At 71.9% G+C, this 24831-nt stretch carries 16 protein-coding genes and 1 pseudogene; 9 read left to right on the top strand and 8 right to left on the bottom strand.

What is annotated here, in order from left to right; genetic code table 11:
* Positions 1–101: 101 nt before the first annotated feature.
* The gene (locus tag J5Y04_RS42865; protein ID WP_209412247.1) at positions 102–4241 is read left to right on the top strand and encodes a polymorphic toxin-type HINT domain-containing protein; all 4140 of its coding nucleotides are present in this window, start codon (positions 102–104) and stop codon (positions 4239–4241) included.
* 148 nt (positions 4242–4389) lie between these two features.
* Here the strand turns inward: J5Y04_RS42865 and J5Y04_RS43515 are convergent, their stop codons facing one another.
* Positions 4390–5529, bottom strand: a complete 1140-nt coding sequence (locus tag J5Y04_RS43515) for a barstar family protein (RefSeq protein WP_209412248.1) — start codon at positions 5527–5529, stop codon at positions 4390–4392.
* A 493-nt stretch (positions 5530–6022) separates the two neighbouring features.
* Here J5Y04_RS43515 and J5Y04_RS13670 point away from each other — a divergent pair, with 493 nt between their 5' ends.
* The 3 genes from J5Y04_RS13670 to J5Y04_RS13680 all read left to right on the top strand — a co-directional run bounded on the left by J5Y04_RS13670 (position 6023) and on the right by J5Y04_RS13680 (position 10506).
* A complete protein-coding gene (locus J5Y04_RS13670) occupies positions 6023–6160 on the top strand; it encodes a hypothetical protein (RefSeq protein ID WP_209412249.1) in 138 nt (45 codons plus the stop codon).
* 20 nt (positions 6161–6180) lie between these two features.
* Complete coding sequence (locus tag J5Y04_RS13675) at positions 6181–7026, top strand: hypothetical protein (protein WP_209412250.1); 846 nt, start codon at positions 6181–6183, stop codon at positions 7024–7026.
* A gap of 456 nt (positions 7027–7482) precedes the next feature.
* Positions 7483–10506, top strand: a complete 3024-nt coding sequence (locus tag J5Y04_RS13680; RefSeq protein WP_209412251.1) for a hypothetical protein — start codon at positions 7483–7485, stop codon at positions 10504–10506.
* Between the two features lie 640 nt (positions 10507–11146).
* On the opposite strand, the gene J5Y04_RS13685 is transcribed toward J5Y04_RS13680, so the two are convergent.
* Positions 11147–11794, bottom strand: a complete 648-nt coding sequence (locus J5Y04_RS13685) for a hypothetical protein (protein WP_209412252.1) — start codon at positions 11792–11794, stop codon at positions 11147–11149.
* Between the two features lie 31 nt (positions 11795–11825).
* Positions 11826–12503, bottom strand: a complete 678-nt coding sequence (locus J5Y04_RS13690) for an SRPBCC family protein (protein ID WP_209412253.1) — start codon at positions 12501–12503, stop codon at positions 11826–11828.
* A 227-nt stretch (positions 12504–12730) separates the two neighbouring features.
* On the opposite strand from J5Y04_RS13690, the gene J5Y04_RS13695 reads away from it, so the two are divergent.
* Complete coding sequence (locus J5Y04_RS13695) at positions 12731–13498, top strand: hypothetical protein (RefSeq protein ID WP_245204763.1); 768 nt, start codon at positions 12731–12733, stop codon at positions 13496–13498.
* A gap of 85 nt (positions 13499–13583) precedes the next feature.
* Here J5Y04_RS13695 and J5Y04_RS13700 read toward each other — a convergent pair whose 3' ends face one another.
* From J5Y04_RS13700 to J5Y04_RS13710, 3 genes are read right to left on the bottom strand one after another with little or no spacing between them, the layout of a single operon-like run.
* Entirely contained in the window at positions 13584–14357 is a 774-nt protein-coding gene (locus tag J5Y04_RS13700; RefSeq protein WP_209412254.1) for an FAD:protein FMN transferase, read from the bottom strand.
* A gap of 30 nt (positions 14358–14387) precedes the next feature.
* On the bottom strand, positions 14388–14924 hold the full coding sequence (locus J5Y04_RS13705; protein WP_209412255.1) for an FMN-binding protein: 537 nt from the start codon (positions 14922–14924) through the stop codon (positions 14388–14390).
* 19 nt (positions 14925–14943) lie between these two features.
* Complete coding sequence (locus J5Y04_RS13710) at positions 14944–16299, bottom strand: ferric reductase-like transmembrane domain-containing protein (protein ID WP_209412256.1); 1356 nt, start codon at positions 16297–16299, stop codon at positions 14944–14946.
* A 226-nt stretch (positions 16300–16525) separates the two neighbouring features.
* On the opposite strand from J5Y04_RS13710, the gene J5Y04_RS13715 reads away from it, so the two are divergent.
* Positions 16526–17242: a response regulator transcription factor gene (locus tag J5Y04_RS13715; RefSeq protein ID WP_209412257.1), complete on the top strand. Its 717-nt coding sequence runs from the start codon at positions 16526–16528 to the stop codon at positions 17240–17242.
* 32 nt (positions 17243–17274) lie between these two features.
* Positions 17275–18705: a cell wall metabolism sensor histidine kinase WalK gene (locus tag J5Y04_RS13720; protein WP_209412258.1), complete on the top strand. Its 1431-nt coding sequence runs from the start codon at positions 17275–17277 to the stop codon at positions 18703–18705.
* A gap of 151 nt (positions 18706–18856) precedes the next feature.
* On the opposite strand, the pseudogene J5Y04_RS43190 reads toward J5Y04_RS13720, so the two are convergent.
* Positions 18857–18961: pseudogene (locus J5Y04_RS43190) on the bottom strand (universal stress protein); the annotation flags it as partial.
* A gap of 499 nt (positions 18962–19460) precedes the next feature.
* Here J5Y04_RS43190 and J5Y04_RS13730 point away from each other — a divergent pair.
* Positions 19461–20084: a PhoU domain-containing protein gene (locus tag J5Y04_RS13730; RefSeq protein ID WP_209412259.1), complete on the top strand. Its 624-nt coding sequence runs from the start codon at positions 19461–19463 to the stop codon at positions 20082–20084.
* A gap of 10 nt (positions 20085–20094) precedes the next feature.
* Here J5Y04_RS13730 and J5Y04_RS13735 read toward each other — a convergent pair whose 3' ends face one another.
* Positions 20095–21105 carry a hypothetical protein gene (locus tag J5Y04_RS13735; protein ID WP_245204764.1) on the bottom strand — a complete coding sequence of 337 codons (1011 nt, stop codon included), beginning with the start codon at positions 21103–21105 and terminating at the stop codon, positions 20095–20097.
* Positions 21106–21228: 123 nt separating this feature from the next.
* Between J5Y04_RS13735 and J5Y04_RS13740 the strand changes: the two genes are divergently transcribed.
* On the top strand, positions 21229–24822 hold the full coding sequence (locus J5Y04_RS13740) for a hydantoinase B/oxoprolinase family protein (protein ID WP_307853097.1): 3594 nt from the start codon (positions 21229–21231) through the stop codon (positions 24820–24822).
* Positions 24823–24831: the final 9 nt, after the last annotated feature.

Consider the following 24831-nt stretch of genomic DNA (forward strand, 5'->3'; position numbering starts at 1 on the left):
CTTCGGTTCCAGTGCGACCGATCACGGCTTCGCCCGGTCCAACCTGCTGACCTGGAGTCACCTGATAAGAGGTCATGATCGGCCGCGTAGACCCTACATGAGTGCACGACAGTTTCTCCACGTCGTATATGATCCCCGCGCCGCCGGATCGGCGGCATCCGATCTATTTGACAAGCGGGGTTGACTCGGTGAATCGGGACATAGCGAAGACAAAGGGTGAGGGAAGGAGGTTCTTGGGCGTTCGGTCGTTGGGCCGCGGCTTTCTGCCGCTCGTCCTGCTGGCAGGGCTGACGGCGGCGGGGCCTGCGGCCAACGCCGGCAGCACCCCGTCGGCGGAGCCGCCACCGGTCGTGCTGCCGGACAGCGACCGGGGCAAGGCGATCGTGTTCTGGGACGCCGGCGGGGCCGCGGTGCGCGCGGCGGCGGAAGCCGCCTTGGCGGGCAGTGACGCGGACGTACGGGCCTTCCTGGACAGCGGCAAGGCGGCCGCGGAGCTCAAGGACGACCGCGAGATCGCCCTGCAGCTCGTCGCAGCCGGCGGACGCGAACTGCGCGATGCCGCGAAAGCTGCGATGGAGGGCACTCCGGAACAGCTGCGGACCTTCGTCACCAGTGGCTGGAAGGTCCCGCTGGAGTCCGACCAGCGGGTGCAGGTCTTCCAGCTCGTGGAGGACGGCGGTGGCCGGGAACTGAAGGAGCGGGCGACGGCCGCGCTCAACGGGACCCCGGAGGACGTGCGCCAGTTCCTCAACGACGGCCAGTACCCGGCGCGCGAGAGCGACGACCGGGTCCAGCTCTTCCAGATCCTCACCGACGGCGGCCCGGCGACGAAGGCAGCTGCATCGATCGCCATCAACGGATCGCCCGCCGACGTCCGGGAGTTCCTGACCGTCGGACAGTACGTGGCCCGCTCCCGCGACCAGGAGTACACCTCCGTCACCGACCTGGTGACCCAGACCAGGCAGGCCGGAGCCCAGGCCGAACAGCAGCGCAAGGCTGCCGAGGACGAATCCGACCGGGCCGTCAAGGCCGCGGCGCTGGCCAAGCAGTACACCGCCATCGCGGCCAAGGAGACCGAGGCGGCCAAGAGCGATTCAGCCGCCGCCGCGGGCGCCGCAGCCCGGGCCGCCGAGGCCACCCAGCGGGCCGCCGAAGCCGGACAGGCGGCCATCGCCGCCGCACGGCGGGCCACCAACTACGCACGCCTGGCCATCAGCACGGCCTCACAGACCGCGCAGGCCGCTGCCGCTGCCGAACGGACCTCGGCAGACGCCCGTAGCGCTGCCGCCGACGCGGTGGTGAACGCGGCGGTGGCCGACAAGGCCCGTGCCAAGGCCGCCGAGACGAATGCGGTCGTCCAGCAGGTCGACCAGCTCGTCAGCGTGGCCAAGCAGGTCTCGGACATCGGCAACAAGGCTGTGGCGGCCGCCTACGCGGCCGATGCCGCGTCCGCGGACGTGGAGGCATCGGCCAAGTCGGCCGAGGAGAGCGCCGGTTACGCCGACCAGGCCGGCGTCTCGTCGGCTGCGACCCGCCGTGCGGCCGACGCCGCCCACCGCAGCGCCGCCGAGGGCGCACGCGCCGCCAAGGCCGCTGTCGGCCTGTCCACCCAGGCCGTCGGCCTGGCCGACAACGCGGGGAAGCTGGCGGCCTCCGCCAAGGCGCACGCCACCGCGGCCGCCAAGGCCGCGTCCGACGCTGCCGACCAGGCCGGGACCGCGGCCGACGCCGCCGAGAAGTCCGCAGCACACGCCGGCGAGGCGGACACCGCCGCCACCGCCGCCACCGCGGCGGTGGACAGTGCCACGAACATCCAGGTCCTCGCCCGCAGCGCCGAGGCCGAAGGCCTCACCGCCCGCACCGCCGCGGCGGTCGAGCAGGCTAGGGACATCAAGGCCGAGTTCGACCACGATCGCCAGCGCAACGCCCAGGCGACGGCCGACGGGAAGAAGACGGATGAGGAGGCCACCCGCCTGGCTGCCCAGGCCGCCGCCCCCGGCGCAGACCCCCAGACCGTCACGGCCAACGGCCGGCGCATCGCCGTCATCGCCATGAAGACCCGCGGCCCCTGGGCCCGCAGCTCCGCCCGCTCCGCCCTGGCGGCCTCCGACGCCGCGGTCCGCGCCTACGTCCGCGAAGGCTGGAAGCTCGCCGAACAGCAGGACGAACGCACCCGCGTCCAGCAGATCGTGCAGTACTCCGGTGTGGACAAGGTCAAGACGGCGGCCACCGCAGCATTGACCGGTTCCGCCGACCAGGTCCACGCCTTCCTCGAGACCGGCCAGCACCAGGCCGCCGCGGACGACTACCGGGTGCGCACGTTCCAGCTGATGGAGGGCGCCGGACAGGGCGTCAAGGAGGCCGCCCAGAAGGCCCTCAACGCGAACACCGTCGAGGCCTACCTGGCCTTCCTCAACTCCGAGCAGTTCACCACCCGCCAGGACGACGAACGCGTGCAGGCGTTCCAGCTCCTCTCCAGCGGCGGACCGGAGGTCCAGGCCGCGGCGAAGGTCGCGCTGGAGAGCCCGCCACTGCTCATGCACGCCTTCATCGAAGCCGGCCAGTACACCGCGCTGCGCAAGGACCAGCTCACGGCCACCCATGTCGCCGCCGTCGAGCAGAGCATTGCGGAGGGCTCTCAGGTCGCCGCGCTGGCCCGGCAGAACGCCGCCGAGGCCAAGCGCGTCGCGGCGGTCGCGAAGGGCGCCTCGGACGAGGCCGGCGCGGCCGCAGGCCAGGCGCAGGCAGCCGCGGCGGTCGCCGCCAGGGCGGCGGAGAACGCGAAGGCCTCCGCCGACAAGGCCGCCAAGTCCGCGGCTCAGGCCGCGCAGTCGGCGGCGAAGGCCCTGAACGCCCGGGAGGTCAGCCGGCAGGCCGACCTGTCCGCACAGTCCGCGGCTAGCTGGGCCCGGGCGTCCTTCAACGCGGCCAAGCACTCTGCCGAGCTGGCCATTGCCGCGGCCGCCACCGCGCGACGGGCATCAGAGGCCGCTCACGACTCCGCGGACGAGGCTGACCGCATCTGGCACACCTCGATGGTCACCGAGCTCGTGCACGCGCAGGCCCGGGACTACGTGGTGTTCGAGGAACAGAAGGCCGCCGAGGCCTACCAGCAGTACCTCTTCGAGGCGGAGCACCCGAGTACCCCGGACTTGACCGCCTATGAGGTCTGGTCCACAGGCATTCACATGGGTCTCGACCTCGGCGGTATGATCCCGCTCCCGGGCTCAAGTGCCTTCGAAGGCGTCAACTGCGGTTTCTACGCGGTCGAGGGAAAGCTGATGACCGAGGACGCCGCGCTCTCCTGCGCAGGCGCCGTCCCCGTCGTCGGTGAAGCCAGCATCTGGCGGAAGGCCGAGAAGTACGGCGACCGAGGGACGCCGATCTTCAAGTGGCTGACGAACAAGGAGCACCCCCAGCAGCCGGCCGCCTGCTTCATCGAGCCGCCCAACAGCTTCCCCGCCGGCACCCAGGTCATCCTGGCCGACGGCACGCGTCGCTCCATCGAGACCGTTCGGGTCGGTGACCAGGTGATGGCCACCGACCCGGAAACCGGCCGGAGCGGCCCCCGCGAGGTCGAGGATGTCATCCGTACCCCAGAGGACAAGGAGTTCACCGACATCACTGTCCGCGGCGTCGATGGCGCTGTTGGCTCCCTGACCGCCACCGACCACCACCCCTTCTGGCTCGAGAACACCCACAAGTGGGTGAACGCCGCCGACGTCGCTGTTGGTGACCGTCTGCGCACCCCAACAGGCGACGTCGCGGGTGTCCTCTCGGTGAACCACCGGAATGCTCCCCAGCCCGCCTACAACCTCACCGTGCAGGACCTGCACACCTACTACGTGACGGCTGGAACCACCCCGGTCCTGGTTCACAACGCAGTCCACAAGAGGTTTCCGAATGGTACCCCACTGTGGGTGAGAAACGGCATCAGGGACGTCCTTTCCGGGGCCCGCCAGCAGCGGCTGACGGGGAATACTGGAAACCGACGCCCCGACTTCTTCAATGCAGAAGAATTCGAAAACAATCCAGGTGCGCATGCGTTCTGGAAGAACGACCCGCAGGGAACGGGCGTGACCTCCAAAATCTATGACCTTAAAGACGGAGACAATGGATACCGCATGATCGTTCGCACTAAGCCAGGGGAGGCGCCCATCTATGCGCTTGCCATCCCCGGAAGGTCAGGCGGTCACAACTATGAGCAGCTGTTTCAGTTCACCCCTCAGTGTGTGCCATAGCGGTCGGAATCATCGAAATCCCTAGGTTATGACGGGAGCCCTTAATTGGGCTGCCGATGGCAAGAGATGGCTGGCCCGCTGGAAATGTCAGCGGGCTGGCTCATTTCCGGAAAGGCTGCCGCGCCGGGAGGGGCCTGATGGGTATTTCTCACTTTAGTGTGACGGTGACGCCGTAGTCCTTCAGGAGGTTCACGGTCGCGTCGAAATAGGAGAGATTGGTGCGGCGGCCGAGAATTTGCCCGGCGATGGCGGCGCGGGCGGTGTCGGCGTGGTGCCAGACGAGTGTGAACGGCGCGAAGACGGAGGGTCCGCCACCCAGGTGGTCCCTGACTGAGTCAAGGCTGCTGCCGTACGTGCCGCCGGGGCCGAGGAGGGCTTCGCCGAGTGCCAGGAGCAATCCTGTCTTTTCTGTGACGTACTGCCCATCGAGGTGGTATGTGCCACCGGAGCGGCCGACGCCTTGTCCGTATGGGCCGACACGGCAGAGATCGAGCCACTCCTTCCGCCCCTGTACGTCGAAACGAGCCCACTGGTTGGGCTGCGTGGGGATGCCGTCATACCAGACGTCCCAGACCTGGCGGGCTGCCAGGGTGGGGCGGTCGGCGACGAGCCAGGGGAGGCTGCCGCTGGGGTCGGGGACGGTGATGTCGATCAGGGTCCCGCCGAGGACGGACGGGCGGGCGTCGCCTGGGCGGAGTTGGAAGTTGTACCGGGACATGCGGCGGCCGTTGCGGTCCAGCGCCCACAGCGCGATGACCTGGTCGTTCTCCTCCTGTGGCGAGCGGAGTTCGGCCAGCAGGGGTTCGGCGGGCTCACAGCCGATCAGGTGCAGCGGCTGGACCTGCCGTCGCGGACGCGGACCGGAGAGGCCGTCGATCGACAGACAGCTGCCTTCCCAGTCGGTGGCCGACAGGTCGATCTGCGGGGCCGGCTGGAGCCGCGGGCCCCAGTCGTCCTCGACGCCGGCACCGACGGTGATGTCCACGCGATCGGGATCGCCGGGCGAGGGCCGGTGGGCCAGGACGGTGACGTTCTCCAGCGCCCAGAACCGGGGGCTGTCCGTCGCGGGATCCTCGGGGTGGATGAAGAGGCTCACATCGCCCAGCAGCCGCACGGGATCGGTCGACCGCGTGACCGCCCGGGCGAGCCCGCTCTCGCGCGGGCACCCCCGCAGCGTCAGGATCTCACGCGGCCGCGGCGGCGGGTCCATGAACAAGCCCTCGACCTCCGCGCAACGCCCCCAGAGCTCCCCGGCCTTCTCGTCATCGTCGTCGTAGTACCCCCGCACCAGGAGATACCGGACCGGGAAGTCCCGCCCCCACTCGATGTGTTCCTCGGACCGCACGATTCTCCCCTGCTACCCGGCTGCGTTCGCGCGCCAACGATATCCGTCGCGGCCATCGGCCGCTGCCGACCGCCCTCGCGGTGCGGGGAGCCATCGCCCGAGCACCGGAGAACACTTGCTTCCGGCACTCCGTGTCGTCCGGGCGTGGAGCGGTCGGCCACGCGCGGCGAAGCCGACGCCCCTGGTCGGAGGACCGGGACGGTTCTCCGACAGTCCGGGCGGGGTCCCGCCGGACCCGAGACGCACTTCCCGGGACTTCACCGGCAGGCACCTCATCTGCCGCTTCCGCGCCGCCAGGATCGGCGTGGAGGCCGGTGCCCGCTGGGCGATCGAGGAGTGGCGTCTCTCGCTCGCTCGGGTTCGATGTGCTCGGTGCCCCCGCCGTGGACGACATTGCGCGGGTTCGGCCCGCCCTCGTCGCCGTCCCGGGCTGGCCTTGGCAGCGGCCGTCCTGCTGGCGGAGCGCGAGCGGGACGTCACCTGGTCGTCCGGGCCGGCGCCCTCGCTCGCCGTCCTGCTCCCCACCGGCGCGGTCGGCCGCTGGCTGTGGGCTCATCGGCCCGTGCCGACCTGACGAGTCCTAGGATCGCCGGTATGGGTAACACGACCGGCCCGGGCGCCTGGCGCGTCACCGTACTCGACCAACAGAGCAAGCGCGGTCTTGAACCTACGCACCGTGTCCCGGTGGAGCCGTTCGCCCGGCGCGACGACCTGGTCATCGGCGGTCGCACCTTCGAGATCACCTGCACCGACACCGCCGGGCACGTCCGGTGGACCCACCCCGTCCCGGGCGTACCCAACGCGGCGCACATCTCCTCCGGGCGCGTCCTCGTCACCACCGGCTCGGTGGACTACTGCGCGTGGGGACCCCTCGGCCCCGCGTACCTCCTCGACCTCGCCGACGGCACTCTGATCGCCGAACTCCGCGGCGAGCGCGGCGCGGCGCTCGGCGGGGGCCGGTTCGTACTCGGGCTGGAGGGCTACGACTTCTTCCACACCTGGCAGTACGACCGCGACGGCGGCCTCACCGACACCTGGCACACCTACGGCCACTACGTCGTCGGTACCGGCGTGCGCGTCGTTGAGACAGCCCGCGGGAACCCCACCAGGGGCCGCGTCGTGCGGCTCCGCCCCGGCGGGGTGATCGAGCGCAGTCCGCTGCTGCTCACCGCGCCCCAGGTGGGGCACCCGGTCGTCCTGCCCGACGGCACCGTCCTGCTCCTCGACGCGGGCGTGCTGCGGGCCGTCGGCCGCGACCTGACGGACACCGTGCTTGCCGAACTCGTCACCGTGCCCGGCGGCGAGGGCCACCGGTTCACCTCCACCCTGGAACACACCGCCGCCGACCGCCTCACCGCCGTCATCCGCGAGCAGAACCCCGAACGGGCGAACAAGTACATCAGTCACACCTGGACCCTCGCCCTCGACCCGCCGCAGTGACGGGTGGAGGGCGGCCGGCGATCCGGCGGCCCACGACGGGGAGTTCGACGTAGGGCGGTGGGCTCCGCCGTGGCCGATCGGGTAGGACGGCGTGGCCGTCGGCCGGCGGAGCTGGAACGAGTGCGCCCGACGAGGGCGTAGCAGAACCCCGGACCGGTGGCCGGGTTCGGCCGGGGCCGCCGGCTGACGCAGCGGTGGGTCAACGCTGCACCGTACGAGACTCCGCGGACGACCGGACACGAGGCCCGCGCCCTGTCGGCCGCCCCCGGGAGACGAGCCGGGAGATGGAGGACGCAGGGGCGGCGGTGGCCGGCTCGGCGCGGTCGTTCGTATCCACCCTCTATGATCCCGCCTGGGGGGAAGGCCGCTGGGCTGGTACGACACCGCTGTGTCCGCTCTCCCTTCGGCGACGCGTGCCCGTGCCGCCGATTTCGACGACCGGGAGACGACCACTCGGTGATACTCACTCAACGCCTGGGCCGCGGGCTGCTCGCCGGCGCCTCCGCGTTCGCGCTGGCACTGCTGCCAATCGGCCTCTCACCCACCACGGCGGCTGCCGCACCGGCCGCCGCACCAGCCGGTGACGGGTCCGGGCCGGCGCCGGCGGACCTCAGCACCACGCGCGCCTTCTCGGACACCTTCCGGCTGGACCCGGCCCTGGACACCGACCCGCTGTACGGGCTGAACGTCGGGCTCGACGCCCGGCAGTCGCCCCCGGCCGGGCAGCACGGGATCTCCTACTCCCGGGTCTCCGGCCGCTGGGACACCTCGGTCGCGCCCGACCAGTGGTTCGTTCAGACCAGTCATCCGAACCACCCCAACAAGCTGCTGTTCGCCAAGGGCGTCTCCGCGGTGATGCTCGGGGCGCCGGCAGTCGCGGACGGCACCGGCCACTACACCGTCTCGACGGTGATCGACCCGGTCGTCGGTGACACCGCCGTCGGCGACTGGGGCTCGATGGTGCTGAGCCGCAGCCACCGCAGCAACGGGTACGTCACCGGCAGCGACGTCGACCTCGGCCTGACCGTCACCTCGGGCGGCAGGCTCGCGCTCTTCCACGGTGGCAGCGGCGAAACCCCCTTCTGGACCGGCACGGTGGCGCCCACGGCGCAGTACGCCGTCTCGCTCACCGTCTCCACCGGCGCCGACCGCGCCGTCACCCTGAGGGTGAACGGGACCCCGTTCACCGTCTCCGCTCCGGCCGGGGTGACCCGCTGGCCGGGCAGCGAGTTCCTCTACCTCGGCGCCTACCTCTCCAGCCCGGACCGCGTCACCACCTTCGGCGACGGCGACGGCCACGGCCTGAACGTCAGCAACGTGGACACCGGTACCACCCGCAGCGCCAAGCCGCTCGTCGACACCTTCGACGGCGCGCCCAACGCCACGGCCGACTTCGGCCTCAACCAGGACCTCAGCGCCCGCCAGCCGAGCCTGATCTCCGTCAACTACACCGCCGCATCAGGCGTCAAGGGCCTGGCCCTCGACCCGCCGGCCGGCTCGGTGCAGGTCAACAGCCCGGCCAACCCGAACGTGCTCTCGTTCCCCAAGGGCACCTCGGCCGTCCGCTTGAACAAGCCGGCCACCTCGGACGTCCCGACCGGCGCCTACACGGTGCACGCCGTTCTGACCCCGCTGGTCGGCAGCACCTCGGGCCAGGACTGGGCCTCCCTCGCCGTCGGCAACGCCTCGGGCGGCACGGGCGCCGTGGATGCCGAGGACATCGCGCTCGGCCTGCGTGTCCAGGCCGACGGCGGGTTGGCGCTCTTCCAGGGTGGCGCGCCGACCGCCCTGGCCGCCGTCCCGCCGGCCGGCTCCTACGAGGTGTCGCTCGCGCTGGCGACCGGCGACCGGCAGCAGGCGACCGTGAAGGTCAACGGCGCGACGGTGTTCTCCGGTCGCACCGCCGCCAAGCTGCCCCGCGACGGCTACGTCTCGCTCGGCGCCCACCACTCGGCGGCCGGCCAGGTCACCACGGTGGACGACCTGCGGGTCTCCATGCTGGGCGGGCTCGGCTACTACGGGTTCTTCGACATCCGGGACCCGGACCGGCCGAACTACGGTGCCAACCACGCGCCTGAGGTGGCGCGGTGGACCAACGTCAACACCTACCTGCGCGGCCAGGACCGCCGCCTGGAATTCCTGGACCAGTGCCTGCCGGCCTCCTGCGTGATCGACCTCAACCAGGAGACGGTGGTCCCGCGCTCGTCGGATGACTGGCAGGTCAACCCGAACCCGAACGCCGCGCAGAACCTGCTCGACCTGGTGCAGCGCATCGGACCGAACATCGACAAGATCGCCGCCGTCGACCTGACGGACGAGGCCTACTCGCACGGCCTGAGCCCCGCGCAGGTCCAGACGCAGGCCGAGCAGATCAGGGCCGCGTTCCCGGACAAGATGCTGATCATGAGCCTCGACCACTGGAACGCCGAGCAGACCGCGCCGGTCCCGTCCATCGTCGACATCGTCGGCTTCGACCACTACTGCGTGGGCCGCAGTGAGATCCAGTGGCGGCTGGCGAACCTGAAGACCTTCCTCTCCTCGCCGGACCAGCACCTGATGCTCTTCCCGGAGTCCACCAACGAGCAGGACATCGCCGACGGCTGCTACTCCGGCAAGACCGATGCGGACATCGCGGCGTACAACGCGGAGTACCGCGCGATCGCCACGCAGGACCCCCGAGTCGTCTACCTGCAGAACTTCCGCTGGCTCGGCCCGGACCAGCCCGACAAGGTGCCGCTGACCGTCGCGGCCCAGAAGAGCATCGGCGAGGCCGTGGTCAACGCCTCGCCCACGCCGGCGCCCGCCTCGGCGGGCGTGTACCGGTCCTCGGACGGCAGCTTCGGCGAGGCCGCCCACAACGGCTGGTACACCGGGCAGACCGTGTTCGGCGGTGGCGGCAACGCCGTCCCGCTGACGGGCCACTGGAGCGGGCCGGGCACCGACACCATCGGCGTCTACCACCCCGACACCGCGACCTTCCAGCTGTCGAACGACAACGCCACCGTGGCCGCCACCTTCCCGTTCGGGGTCCCCGGTGACGTCCCGCTGGTCGGCGACTGGAGCGGGCAGGGGCGGACCACGGTCGGTGTCTACCGGCCCGGTGACCAGACCTTCTACCTCTCCGACGACAACTCCAGCGTCAAGTACCGGATCAAGCTGGGCAACGCGGGCTGGAAGCCGCTGGTCGGCGACTGGGACGGCAACGGCACCACCACCGTCGCCGTCTACGACCCGCAGACCCTGATCTTCTACCTGAACGACTCCAACCAGACGGAGAACCCGCGCCCGGGCGTCAGGTTCGGCAACCCCGGCGACATCCCGATCAAGGGCGACTGGGACGGCACCGGCAAGGAGACCATCGGCGTCTACCGGCCCGGTGACCAGACCTTCTACGGGGCCGCCGAGAACTCCAACCTGGTGATCTACAGCAAGAAGTTCGGCAACCCGGGCGACGTCCCGTTGGTGGGCAACTGGGGCTGACACCCCGCCCGGAGAAAAGCCGGGCTGACACACCGTCCGACAGGGCGCCCTCCCGACCGCTCCGTGCGACCGGGAGGGCGTATCCGGCTGTTCGGACGGGGCCCCGGGGGCAGGGCGTGCGGCCCAAGCAGCGGCGACGGCGACGACGTGACTCCCTAACGGTCAGTCAAAGGGATCGCGCGGCATCTGGCAATCGTCTGGAACACCGTAGCGGCGGGCGCTGGCCGGCGACGATCCGCCGAAGCACCGGCGGGCTACGGCATGCGTCTGTTCCACGCCGTTCTCGCCCCGGACGCGCCTGTCAGACTCTCAAAGAGCGCGGAGACGGAGTGCGCAAGGGGCTCGGCGGTCTGCTGAGCACGTGGGCCGTCCCTTGCGCGGCGCTGTCGACCTCCTCTGGTGTGGGCATGTGTGGCAGGGGCCAGTCGGATCGATGCTGACCTCTTCTTGTCGCCTTTCCTGATGAGGAATCAGCGTGACAGAGCGTCGGGCAGGATTCGGGTGCTTCGCGGAGCGGACATCGCCGTTGCCGTTCATCGGTGTGGTCGTAGGTGTCGCCGAGCGGTTGCCGGCCGACGTGGATGATGCGTTCCCTGCTCGGGCTTGTGCGGTGCTCGCGGAGCACACGGCCTTCCGCGCCCTATGTCCGAGCCTCGGCGTCGGGCCGGGCACCCCGTTCTGCGGCGTTCCTGACGGCGTGGAGCGTGCCACGCAGGACGACGCCGACGCCGGGGGAGACGAGCGCCCAGTAGCGGCCGAAGCGGTCGTCGGCCGCGGGGTCGGTACAGGCGGTGCGGGCCTCGTAGGTGAGCAGCGACCGGTGGGTGCCGTAGGAGCGGACGACAAGAGCGGCTGCCATCTTCGCCCAGCCCGACTCGTCGAACGGCGTGAAGTCCTGCGATTCGACCCGGCGCCATTCGATCGAGGCCTGCCACGGCTTTCCGACCGCCCCGAAGACGAGCTCGCGTCCCGGATTCTCGCCGAGAGCCACCCAGGGCTGATCGCCCCAGGCTTCCCCGGGGGTATCGAAGAGGTCGGCCACCCGCAGAGTCGGCGGGGTCGGTTCGGGCCGGCCGCGGAGCCGGTCCGGAAGTCCGCGTGCCCACATGGCCGCGTTGAGGAGCGGTGAGTGGACGGTGAGCAGGTCCAGTGTTCGGGCGGCTTCGTAAGTGACGGGCGGTGCGGCGGCGATGGCCACACTTTCGAGGCGGGAGTAGCCGAACTCGGGCAGCACGCCGTCCAGGAGCAGCTGCGTACCGGTGGGATCGGCATTCGAGTCGGCGTACATCTCAGCCTCCGGGGGACGGGCGGTCCTGCGGTCACGAGGTGCGGCTGAGCCGCGTGCGCAGGTTGTGGAACTGGCGGGTCTGCATGATGAAGTGCGCGGGTTCGCCGAACAGCAGGTCGAACGGCCGGGTGAACCGTCGCGGTCTGCTCAAGCCGCGCGTTCGGACCACCAGACGGGTCCCGCCACCGGGGGCAGGCCGGAGGTGGAAGCCCCAGACACCGTCCATGTAGGCCCGGGGCAGAGGAGTGGAGCGGGCGTCGAAGGAGTGTCCGGACGGCAGCTCCAGGTTCGACTGCAGCACCAACGTCTGCTCGGGCTCCAGGAGCGCCACGGTGAACCAGGACCGGCCGTCCGGCGCCGCGATCAGACGCTGCCCCTCCTCCAGGCTCTGCCACGCGGGCACGATCACGTCGGCGCTCGGTTCACCCATGTGGTCCAACCTGTCCCAGCTGTACCAGCCTGCGCGGTCGCCCCCCATCTGCACCAGCCAGGGCCAGACCTGTTCCGGTGGCGCGGGGAGGGTCGTGGCCATGGTCGAGGAACTGTCGGCCTCGGGGACGAGATCATCGCCGGGGTAGCCGCGCGCCGCCTCGTCGGGGGTCGCGCCCCAGGTCAGCATCCTCGGCCGCAGGATCAGGCCGTGCAGGGCCAGGGCTACCACGGCGGTGGCGACGGCGGCCGGCCCGGGCGTGAATCGGTGTCCGCTCATACTCCGAGCGTTGCTCTCGCCACTCGGTGACGCCACCGGGCAGCGGAAGGTCCGTCCCGGGCGCGGGCCGACGCGTTGGGCACCGGCACCGCCAATGGGGACGCCCCTCCGCCGGTGGACGAGGCCGGCATCGCGCTCTCCGCTGCCCGACCGTCGTGGTGCGTGCCGCGCCGGGCTGCGGCCGCAACCGGAGAGCCGTGCCGCCCAGGACACGCGACCATGAGCGAATGGACGAGACCGCGAAATCCGGCCCGGACTCGCCGCCTGCGGCGATGCTCGACGCCATGGCGAACCTGGCGCGATTCCACCGAGAGCACGAACAGTTCTATGCCTCGGCGCCACGGGAGCAGGCCGTCTCGCTCCAGCGCGACGCGCGGACTCTCCTCGCCCTGGCCGATCGCTGGTCCGCGGTGCAACCAGCGTCTCCGTCCCCGCTCAACCCCTTCGAAGGCGCTGACGACCTCACTGCACCGGTCGGGCTCCAGCTTCGCGGCGTGCTGTTCATGGACGGCCAGGGCGAGCCGGTCGAACTGGTCCATCTCAAACGCGACCTCGCCCGGACCGCTGACGATCTCCGCTCGGGCGCCGACTGGCTCGCCGCCGCGATGCAGTCGTCATGGGACAGCGCGCGGGCGCTGCTCGACTTCGCCGACTTCGCCGACCTCCTGGGCGAGCGGCATCGCATCATCCTCAACGACTGGCAGGCCGCCCACCTTGCCGATCTCGCGGGGCTTTCTCTCCACCGTGCTGCGGACATCCTCGGCGGTGTGGAATTCCACCCTGTGTCCCTCAGATCAGCGCTGGCCAGGGGCTCCGACGACCAGCGAAGGCTCTACTCGGCAGCCGAGCTCATTGCCCGCGCCGCCGACCTTCTCAGTGAGTCGGCCGAACTCGTACACGACAACGAGCGCCGGTGGCGTATCTTCGGCGCTCGGATTGCCGACCTCAGCAACTCGCCCCCGGCGTGCCCTCCGGGCTCGGCACATCAGGGGTGAACCGTACCCCCGGAGGGCGGCAGGACTTCCGTCGGCAAGTCGGTGGAGCTGCTCGGCCGGTACGCGCCGGGGCTTCCACTCCGGGTCAGCTCTGAAGCGTTGCCACCGTGCGCGGGTTCGGGTACCAGTCGGCCGGGCCGCTCGGCGGGAGGTGGCGGGGCAGGCCGTCGGTCCAGCGCTTGGTGCCGTCGGGCAGGACTGCGAGGGCCTCGACGCCGGGCCGACGGGAGGCCCAGGCGAGGGCGCGGTCCGGGCCCATGGCGAAGGCGGCGGTGGTCCAGGCGTCGGTGCGGGCGATTCCGGTGCCCGGGCCGGTGATCAGGGTCAGTGAGGCCAGGCCGGTCACGGGGCGCCCGGTGTGCGGGTCCAGGATGTGCGGTCCGCGCTCGGCGGTGCCGGATGTGGCCACCGCGAGGCCGCTGCCGCCCAGGACGGCGGCGAGCCGGCCCTGCCGCAGCGGGTGGGCGATGCCGATCCGCCACGGGCCGCCCGCGGTCTGGACGTCGCCGCCGCCGCTGACGCAGAACTGCCGGGATCCGGCGGCGTGGAGCATCCGGGCTGCCTCCTCGACCGCCCAGCCCTTGACCCAGCCGCTGGGGTCGAGTCGGCCGCCGGGCCGGTCGGTGAAGTAGCCGTCGGTCTCCTCGGCGACTTCGCGGCAGGCCGTGTGCACCTGGCGGACCTCCGGGGCGCAGTTGTCGAGGCCGAGTTCGCCGCGGTCGAGGCGGCTGATGTCGCTGTCCGTCCGGTAGGTGGAGAAGACCGCGTCGATTTGCTGCAGCCGGTCGGTGATGTCCCGGAAGACCGCCGGGGTGTCCGGGCCGGGGTCGCGGACGACGATCGAGAAGACGGTGCCCATGACCGGTTCGGTGTGGCGGAGCACGGCAGCTCAGCGCCCAGCCCGGTCGAGGGCGCTCTGCAGGGAACGAATGTAGCCCTGGCTGGTGAAGGTGGCGCCGCTGACCACGTCGATCCCGGCGCTCTGGGCGGCTATCGCCTCCTGGTTGAGCAGCGGCAGGGCAGAGCTGTTGATCTCCCGGTCCCGACGGTCCTCCGTCGGGTACTTGATCACGTCGACGGTGGTGATCCGGCTGCCGGAGAGGGTGACCTCGACCTGCACCAGCCCGTACCGGGTGTTCGCCGCGTTGCCGATGACCTTCCGTGTCCCGCCCGCGACGGTCGCCGCCGATGACGGCCCCGTCCCGCCCGGGCCGGTCGCCCCCGATGACGGCCCCCTCCCGCCGGTCGATCCTGTGGCGCCTGCGGACGGCGAGGCAGCGTCCGACGGCCCGGCGGCGGCGCCGGGCGCGTCGCTCCCGTCCGAGCTGATGACGGCCGTCGGGCCGGCGGCCTGGTGCGGCTTCAGGGACAGCAGCAGGATGATTCCGGCCGCGGTGGCGGCGCTGCTGACGGCGGCTCGGCGCATGGGAGGTGCTCCTCGGGGATCAGAAGGTGAAGGACTCGCGGTGGATACGGCCGCGCCGTACCCCGGCGGCCCGCAGTGAACGCACGGCCTCTTCGGCCATGGCCTCCGGTCCGCACAGGTAGACCTCGTGGTCGGCGAGGCCGGGGAGCAGCCGGGAGAGGGCCGTCCCCAGGTCGCCGACCTGTGCCCTTGACCCGACCAGCTCGTACACCCGCCCCCCGCGTCGGTGGGCGACCTGCGACAGCTCCTCCCGAAAGAGGAGGTCCTCCCGGCGCCGGGCCCGCTGTACCAGGATCACCTCGCCCGGCATCGTCTCGAACAGGGCCCGCAGCGGGGTGACTCCCACGCCCGCTCCGATCAGCAGGACGCGGCGCCGTCGCTGCACTCGTGCCGTGAAGGCCCCGTACGGGCCCTCGGCGCGGACGCGGGTGCCCGGGCGCAGCGAGGCCACCGCCGCACTGTGCCCGCCGAGGTCCTTGACGGTGAAGCGCAGGAAGTCCCTGTGCGGCGGCGCGGACAGCGAATACGGGTTGGCGGCCCAGCGCAGGCCGGGCGCGTCGAACTGCAGCCGGAAGAACTGCCCGGGCTCGGCCCGCAACTCGTCCAGCCGCTGCCCCCGCAGGAAGACGGACACCACGTCGGGGCCCTCGGGGCGGACTTCGGCCACCGTGAGCCGATGGCGGCGGTCGCGCAGCCACGGTCGCACCAGCCGGTACCAGCCCAGCAGGCCCGCGGTGACGAGGTAGAGAGCGCACCAGGCGGCCCGGCCCGGGCCGCCACCGAGGTCGGCACCGGTGGCCAGCTGGTGCCCGAAGGCCAGGGCCACCGCCAGGTAGGTCGCCAGGTGGAGGTAGTACCAGGTCTCGTAGGAGAGCCGGCGGCGCGCAGCCCGGGCGGACACCGCGCCGGTGCCCAGCATGAGGAGCGTGGCCAAGGTGGCCTTGAGCATCTCGGGGAAGTGGAACGCGATCTCCACGCCCTCGCCGAGTACTCCGCGGCCGTCCGTCAGGGCGTATCCCCAGACGATCGTGAGCACGTGCGCGGTCACCATGGCCACCAGCCAGCGGCCGCCGAAGGCGTGCCAGCGGGCCAGGCGGTCGGCGCCGACCTCGCGTTCCAGCGGTGGCAGCCGGGCCATGAGCAGGAGCAGCACGGCTGCCGCGTACCCGGCGAGCAGGCCGGTGATCCGGCCCGCACCGGTCAGCCAGCCGGCCGCACCGGTGACCGCGGTGGTGTCCGTCCACCACAGCGCGACGACACCGAGCGCGCCCGCGGCGATCAGCCCGAGGGCGGCGGCCGGCGCAGCGGCGGCCGGACGCCGCGGTGCCGCCCGATGCATCGGGCTCACGGAGCGCGGCGGAGCGACGCTGGCCATCGGGATTCTCCTTCCTGCCGGCGGCGGTGGCTGCCGGGGTGATCACGATGGCACCGCAAGCTCTCAGTTGCCTCTGAACCCGTGCCGGCGCCCCCGCCGGTCCGAGCGGTATCGGCGCAGCTCAGAGCCTGTTTCGGCGGATCACCCGGCAGATGCGATCTCATGGCTTTCTCATCGTCGCGTGACCAGAATGAGCGCCGACGACAGCGCATGCCGAGGGAGCACCATGGACGACACCGCCGACACGCGCGCCTGGCGAGTGCTCGTGGTGGACGATGAACCCGACCTGGTCGAGGTGGTCTGCGGCGCGGTCCGCTACGAGGGCTGGCAGGCCCTGGGCGAGACCACCGGCCAGGCCGCCGTCCGGACCGCGGCGTCCTGGCGGCCGCACGCCATCGTGCTCGACATGATGCTCCCGGACCTCGACGGCATGGAGGTGCTGCGCCGCGTCCACGAGGAGCAGCCGGAAGTGCGGGTGCTCTTCCTCACCGCCCGGGACGCGGTCGAAGACCGCATCGCGGGCATCGCCGCAGGCGGCGACGACTACGTGACCAAACCGTTCAGCCTGGCCGAGGTCGTTGTCCGGCTGCGCGGACTGCTCCGCCGCACCGCACCGCCCGGGGCGGCGCATCCCCCGCCCGCGCACGCGCTGGTACTCGGGGACCTCGTCCTCGACGAGCAGGCGCGCGAGGTCACCCGGAGCGGCGACACCATCGACCTGAGCCCCACCGAGTACGCGCTCCTCGCCTACCTGATGCACCACCCGCGGCAGGTACTGAGCAAGGCGCAGATCCTGGATGCCGTCTGGTCCTACGACTTCGGCGGCCAGGCGCACGTGGTCGAGCTGTACATCAGCTACCTGCGCAAGAAGGTGGACGCCGGCCGGGCACCGATGATCCACACCGTGCGCGGGGCCGGCTATCTGATCAAGGCGGCCACGTGACCGGCGGCCTGCGCGGCCGAGTGGGCCGGCTGATGCCTAGGACACTGCGCGCCCGGCTGATCGCCGGGCTGCTGGTGCTCCTGGTGGTGACCTGCACCGCCGTCGGGCTCGCCACCACCGCGGCGCTACGCCACTTCCTGGTGGACCGGCTCGACCAACAGCTCGCCGATTCCGGCGGGCGGTACGCGGCCAGCCTGGAGCACGCCGGACAGGGCGGCGACACCCGGGCCCAGGCGCCGGGCACCTTCGGGGCCCGGCTCCTGAACGGCCGGGTGACCGCGACCGGGGTGGTCGACGGCGACGCCGACGATGCGGACGATCCCAACGACGACGACCGGGTGGCGCTGTCGCCGGCCGGCCAGCGTGCTCTCGCCGCCCTCCCGGTCGGCGGGCCGGCCCGCACCGTCGACCTGGGCGGTGCAACCGGCCCCTACCGGGTGCGCGCCGTCGCCGGCCGGGACGGAGACGTCCTGGTCGGCGGGCTGCCCCTGCGGCAGGTCGAGGACACCGTCGACCGGCTGGCCACCCTGGAGCTCATGGTGTTCGCCCTGGCCGCCGCCGGGGCGGGAGTCGCGGGTGCGCTCTGGGTCCGCTGGTCGCTGCGCCCGCTGGACCGGGTGGCGAGGACGGCCGAGCAGGTCAGCGCACTGCCGCTCGCCAGCGGCGCCGTCACCCTCGCCGAACGAGTTCCGGACGACGATCCGCGCACGGAGGTCGGCCGGGTCGGTACGGCCCTCAACCGGATGCTCGATCACGTGGGGGCCGCACTGGCCCGCCGGCACGTGGTGGAGGAACGCCTGCGGGCGTTCGCCGCCGACGCCAGCCACGAACTGCGCACCCCCGTGGCCGCGGTCCGCGGGCATGCCGAACTCGCGTTGCGTCATCCCGGTGAAGTCCCCGAGCCGGTGCGTCACTCATTGGAACGGATCAGCGCGGAAGCGGGCCGGATGGGGATGATCGTCGAGGACCTGCTGCTGCTCGCCCGGCTGGACGCCGGCCGCCCGTTGGCTGACGAGGAGGTCGATCTGACCCGGATCGCGCTGGACGCGTTGGCGGACGCCCGAGCCGCCGGACCGGAGCACCGCTGGCGTCTGGCCCTGCCCGAGGAACCCCTTCTCGTGCGCGGGGACACCCACCGGCTGAACCAGGTGGTGGCCAATCTGCTGGCGAACGCCCACACCCACACCCCGCCCGGTACCGAGGTCGAACTCAGTCTGGCGCGGTTCGGGGAGCAGGTCCGGATGGCTGTCGCCGACAACGGCCCCGGCATCCCGCCCGAGCTGGCCGGCCGGGTGTTCGAACGCTTCGTCCGGGGCGACCGGGCCCGCTCGCGCACGACCGGGTCGACCGGGCTCGGTCTGTCGATCGTGCAGGCGGTGGTCCAAGCACACGGTGGCGCGTTGGAGCTGGCGAGCCGCCCTGGCCGCACCGTGTTGAACGTTCGTCTCCGGGCCGCGCCCTGACCTGACCGCCCGCAGGCGTGCCGAGCGCAGTGCGGCGGCTTCGAAGACGAAGGTGAGAGCGTCGGCGGCCGGACGTCGAGGCCGGGCCGATCAGGACGTCCTGTGCCTGGGTGTCGGCTGTGGGGCCCTCCTCGCGGACTCGGACGAGCACGACGGGGCAAGTCGCCCGACCCAGGACCTCCTGGCTCACCGAGCCGACCAGGAAACCCTGCAGTGTGCTCAGCCCTCGGGAGCCGAGCACCAGCATGGTGGCTGCGCGCCCGCGCGCCCGCGCGCCCGCGCGGCCTCCAGGGCCTCAGCCGGGTCGTGGGGGACATGGGTGGACACCTCCAAGCCGGCGAGTTCGGCGCGTAGGGCCGCCTCCTTGGCGCCCAGCCGCTGTTGGCTCCAGGTGAGGGCGTTCGGCCGTGCCGAGTACATCGGTCTTGGGCCAGGGGCAGGCCTGAAGGAGTTCCAGCGGGAGCCGTCGGTGCAGCGCCTGCCCGGCCGCTCAGTCGGTGGCGTCGGGACTCAGCCCGCGCCTGGGCGAGACCGCCCGGAGCGCCGCGCGGGAGCCGCAGCCCGGGGACGGACCGCTCGGCTCGGCGTTGAACGGTGCACGGGCCGCAGACCCGACGCGCCGCCCGGCTCCGGACGGTGCAGGCTGGAACCACAGCACGCCGCAGGACGCCCGAGCGGCGGCCTCCATGTGCCCGGGGCGGCGCCAGTACGAGTGGCGCGAAACCGGTCGCCGGGCTCGGAACGGGAGACGGAGGATGGCCCATACCTACGCGCGCACCGGCGAGCGGCTGGCCGGCCAGGCGGACCTGGTCGCGGAGGCGCTGCGGCGGGTGACGGAGGCGGTGCTCGGCTCGCCGGCCGTCGAGGTCAGCCGGGAACTGGAGGCGGCCGAGCGAGCGGTGCGGCCGCTGTTCGAAGACCTGGAGGACGACCTCACGGTCGTTCTCGCGGTCGAGGGCACAAGGCCGCAGGGCCTCCGAGACGTCGTGGCCGAGATCCACATCGGCGGAGACCTGCGGCACCTGGCCGACCAGGCCCGGCAGATCGGGGAGATCGCCTCGGCGCGGCGCGTCAGGGGCCCGTTCCCCGAGGAGCTCCGCACCCCGCTGGGAGGGCTCGCCGACCTGGTGCTCGGCATGGTGACGCTGGCTGCGGCGGCGCTGCGGGAGCCGTCCGCGGCGACCGTGGCCGACCTCCATGACGGTCCCAATGCTGCCGCCCAGCGCCAACGGCTGCTGTACGAGCGGATCATCCGCGAAGGGGCGACCGACCCGACGGACGTGCTGGATGCAGTGCTGCTGGCGGCGTGCTTCGCGCGCTGTGCGCACCATGCGCTGTCGGCGGCCCGGTTCGCGGCGCTGTTCGCCGAGTCGCCGTAGCCGCCCGCGCCTACGGCAGGCCCGCCACGGCGGTCGTCGCCGCGAGGCTGCGCAGGACGCCGGCATGCCGGACGGTGCCGTCGTGGGCGATGACCAGCTCGGCCAGGGCCGGTTCGGTCAGGTCGACGACCGGTCGTCCGTCGTGGACGAGGCGGGCCAGCAGTGCGGCGACGGAGCGGGAGAAGGCGACGGAGGCGGCCGCCGGGACATGGGCGGCGAGGTCGCCGGCGCCGACCACGGTGACGCCGTCGGCGAGCACCTGCTCGATGCCGGGCTCGGCTCCGGCGACGGTGCGCCCGTAGGGCCCGCAGGCCAGGTCCACCACCACTGACCCCGGGCGGAGCCCGCGGAGGGCGTCGTCGTCGAGCAGCAGCGGCGCCGGAATGTTGCCAGAGGGCTCGACCGTGCTGATCACGATGTCGAAGGACGGCAGGTCCGCCGCCGCTGCTCGCTCACCCGTTCGGCGGACCTGCACCTCGGCACCGAGCAACCGCGCCGTCTCGACCGCCCGCCGAGCGTCAGGGCCACCCCCCAGAACCAGGACGCCGGCCGGTTCCCGGCCGAGCCGGTCGGCGGCCAGGCGGACGGCCTCGGCCCCGGCGAACTCCGCCTGGCCCGCCGCCGCGTCCAAGGGGCTCGGGGGGCCGGCCGTGGCCGACAGCTGGTCGAGACTGATCAGGGTCGCCCCCTCGTCGGCCCACCGGCGGACCACGAAGGGGGCGTGCATCGGTCGCAGCAGGCCGATGAGGATCTGCCCGCGGCGCATTGGCCCGAGTGTGTCGACCGTGGGCCGCCGGACCGCGACCACGATGTCCGCCGAGGTCACCTCGGCTCTGGAGACGACGCGCGCCCCGGCTGCCCGGTACACAGCGCCGGTGAAGCCCGCGACGGCTCCTGCGCCGCCCTCGACCAGGACGCTCAGCCCGAGGACGCCGATGTCACGCACGCCTTCCGGTACGAGCGCCACCCGTGTTTCTCCCTGATGCCGCTCGCGGAGCACGCTCAACGTCACGGCCGCCATCGCCGACCTCGCAGTCCGTCATGGAAATGCTCTGCGCCCTCCCAGTATCAGCCTTTGCGAGGCTCCCCGATCACCCCGGATACTCGAACGGGAGCCGTTGCCCGACTCCGCGCGGAGGTGGCCGTGGCCCGTCATGGTTGGCAGTTCTGGGTTGACCGAGGGGGGACGTTCACCGATGTCGTCGGCCTGCGCCCGGACGGCCGTCTGGTCACCCACAAGCTGCTCTCGGTGGACCGCCGTCGCTACCGTGACGCCGCCGTCGCCGGTATCCGGCACCTCATGGGGCTCGCCCCGGGAGAGCCCCTCACCGATGTCGGCATCGAGGCCGTCCGGATGGGTACCACCGTTGCCACCAACGCCTTGCTGGAGCGCACCGGCGAGCGGACCGCACTGGTCGTCACCCGCGGTTTCGGTGACGTCCTGCGGATCGGCTACCAGGACCGCCCGCACATCTTCGCCCGCCGGATCGTCCTCCCCGAGCCGCTGTACGACGAGGTGATCGAGGCGGACGAGCGGATCACCGCCGACGGCACGGTGCTGCGCCCGCCCGAGCTCGACGCGCTCGGCGCCCGGTTGCGGACGGCGTACGACCGCGGGATCCGCTCGGTCGCGGTGACGCTTCTGCACAGCCACCTCCACCCGGCGCACGAGCGCCTGATCGGTGAACTCGCCCACCGCATCGGCTTCCCGCAGGTGTCGCTGTCCAGCGAGGTCAGCCCGCTGATGCGGGTGGTGCCGCGGGGTGACACCACGGTCGTGGACGCCTACCTGACACCGGTGCTGCGCCGCTACGTCGACGAGGTGGCGGATGAACTGCGCGGGGTACGGCTGATGTTCATGCAGTCCAACGGGGGACTGGCCGAGGCCGGTCACTTCCGGGGAAAGGACGCGATCCTCTCCGGCCCGGCCGGCGGTATCGTCGGAATGGCCCGAATGTCCGAACTGGCAGGCCACGACCGGGTGATCGGCTTCGACATGGGCGGCACCTCGACGGACGTCTCGCACTACGCGGGTGCCTACGAGCGGGTGGTCAGCACCCAGGTGGCCGGGGTGCGGTTGAGGGCGCCGATGCTGGCGATCCACACGGTCGCCGCGGGTGGTGGATCGGTGCTGCACTTCGACGGCGCCCGCTACCGGGTCGGCCCGGATTCGGCCGGCGCCGACCCCGGCCCGCTGTCCTACCGGGCCGGCGGACCGCTGACGGTGACGGACGCCAACCTCGTCCTCGGTCGGATCCAACCCGGCTGCTTTCCCACGGTCTTCGGGCCCGGTGGCGACCTGCCGCTGGACCGGGAGGCGGTCCGGGAGGCGTTCCGCGCCCTCGCCGTCGACATCTCCGCCCGGACGGGCGACGACCGGACACCCGAACAGGTCGCCGAGGGCTTCCTGCGGATCGCCGTGGACAACATCGCCAACGCCGTGAAGCGGATCTCGGTCCAGCGGGGGCACGACGTCACCCGGTACGCGCTCACCACCTTCGGCGGTGCGGGCGGCCAGCACGCCTGCGCGGTCGCCGACGCCCTGGGCATCCGCACCGTTCTGGTGCCGCCGGCGGCCGGACTGCTCTCCGCGCTCGGCATCGGCCTGGCCGACACCACCGTGATGCGCGAGCAGTCCGTCGAACTCCCTCTGGAACAGGCGTCGATGGGCAGGATCGGGGCGGTGGCCGAAGCGCTCACCGCGACCGCCCGGGCCGAGCTGCTGGCCGAGGACGTCCCGGCGGATCGCGTCCGGACGGTCCGGCGGGCCCGGCTGCGCTACGACGGCACGGACACCGCGATTCCGGTCGACCTGGCGGAGCCGGCGGTCATGGCCGCCGCCTTCGAGGCCACCCACCGTGCGTTGTACTCATTTCTGATGGACCGTCAAGTGATTGTCGAGGCATTGTCGGTGGAGGCGACCGGTCTGACCTTTCCGCCCGACATCGGCGTTCTCGGAGCGGCTTCCGGCGGAGAGCCCGACGTGCCCGGGGAGGTCGACCTGTACACCGGAGGGACATGGCGGAGGGTCGGCCTGCACCGGCGTCAACTGCTTCCTCCGGGGCGTACGGTGACCGGTCCCGCGATCGTGGCCGAGTCCGGTGCCACCACCGTGGTCGACGACGGCTGGCGGATGACGGTCGGCGAGGCAGGCCATCTGCTGCTGGAGCGGTCCGCCGCGCCCGGGGCCGAGACCGTCGGTACCGAGGCGGACCCGGTGCTACTGGAGGTCTTCAACAACCTTTTCATGTCGATCGCCGAACAGATGGGAGCGCGGCTGGAGTCCACCGCGCAGTCGGTCAACATCAAGGAGCGGCTCGACTTCTCCTGCGCCCTGTTCGACCCGGGCGGCAACCTCGTCGCCAACGCCCCGCACATCCCGGTCCACCTCGGCTCGATGGGCACCACCGTCCAGGAGGTGATCCGGCGGCGAGGCGGCTCGATGAGGCCCGGCGACACCTATGCCGTCAACGACCCCTACCACGGTGGCACCCACCTTCCCGACATCACGGTGGTCACCCCGGTCTTCGACGCGGCCGGAGAGCGGATCCTGTTCCACGTAGCCTCCCGCGGGCATCACGCCGAGATCGGTGGGCTCACACCCGGCTCGATGCCGGCCAACAGCCGCCGGATCGAGGAGGAGGGCGTGCTGTTCGACAACTGGCTGCTGGTCGAGGGCGGGCGGCTGCGGGAGGCGGAGACCCGGAAGCTGCTGTGCGAGGCGGCGTACCCCTCGCGCAACCCGGAGACCAACCTGGCCGACCTCCGGGCCCAGATCGCCGCCAATCGCAAGGGAGTCGAGGAGATCGGCGCGATGATCGGCCACTTCGGGCTGGACGTGGTGCAGGCGTACATGGGGCACGTCCAGGACAACGCGGAGGAGGCCGTCCGCCGGGTGATCGGACGGCTTGACGACGGCGCCCACCGGTACGAGACCGACGCCGGGTCGGTGATCGCCGTACGCGTCACCGTCGACCACCGGGACCGTTCGGCCGTCATCGACTTCACCGGCACCGCGGACCAGCTCGACAGCAATCTCAACGCGCCCGCGTCGGTGGCCACCGCGGCGGTGCTGTACGTTTTCCGCACCCTGGTGGCCGAGGACATCCCGCTCAACGACGGCTGCCTGCGGCCGCTGCGGATCATCGTCCCGCCCGGGTCGATGCTTGCCCCACGCCACCCGGCCGCCGTGGTCGCCGGGAACGTCGAGACTTCGCAGGCGCTCGTCGGTGCCCTCTACGCGGCGCTCGGAGTCCAGGCGGAGGGCTCGGGGACGATGAACAACGTCAGCTTCGGCAACCGGGATCACCAGTACTACGAAACACTCGGTTCAGGCTCAGGCGCGGGCGACGGCTTCCACGGTGCCTCCGTGGTGCAGACCCACATGACGAACTCCCGGCTCACCGACCCCGAGGTCCTGGAGTGGCGACTGCCGGTCCTGCTGGAGGAGTTCTCCGTGCGGGCGGGCAGCGGAGGCCATGGACGCTGGCATGGCGGCGACGGCGCCGTCCGGCGGATCAGGTTCCGCGAGCCGATGACGATCAGCCTCCTCTCCAGCCACCGCCGTGTCCCTCCGTACGGCCTCGCGGGGGGTCGGCCGGGCGCCCTCGGCGCCAACCGCGTCGAACGCGTCGACGGCTCGGTCCACCACCTGGCCGGCTGCGACTTCGTCACCGTGGAATCGGGTGACGTCCTGGTGATCGAGACCCCCGGTGGCGGTGGCTACGGCCGGCCCTGACGTCGATCC

The sequence above is a fragment of the Kitasatospora sp. RG8 genome, from assembly GCF_017813315.1.
Lineage (GTDB): Bacteria > Actinomycetota > Actinomycetes > Streptomycetales > Streptomycetaceae > Kitasatospora.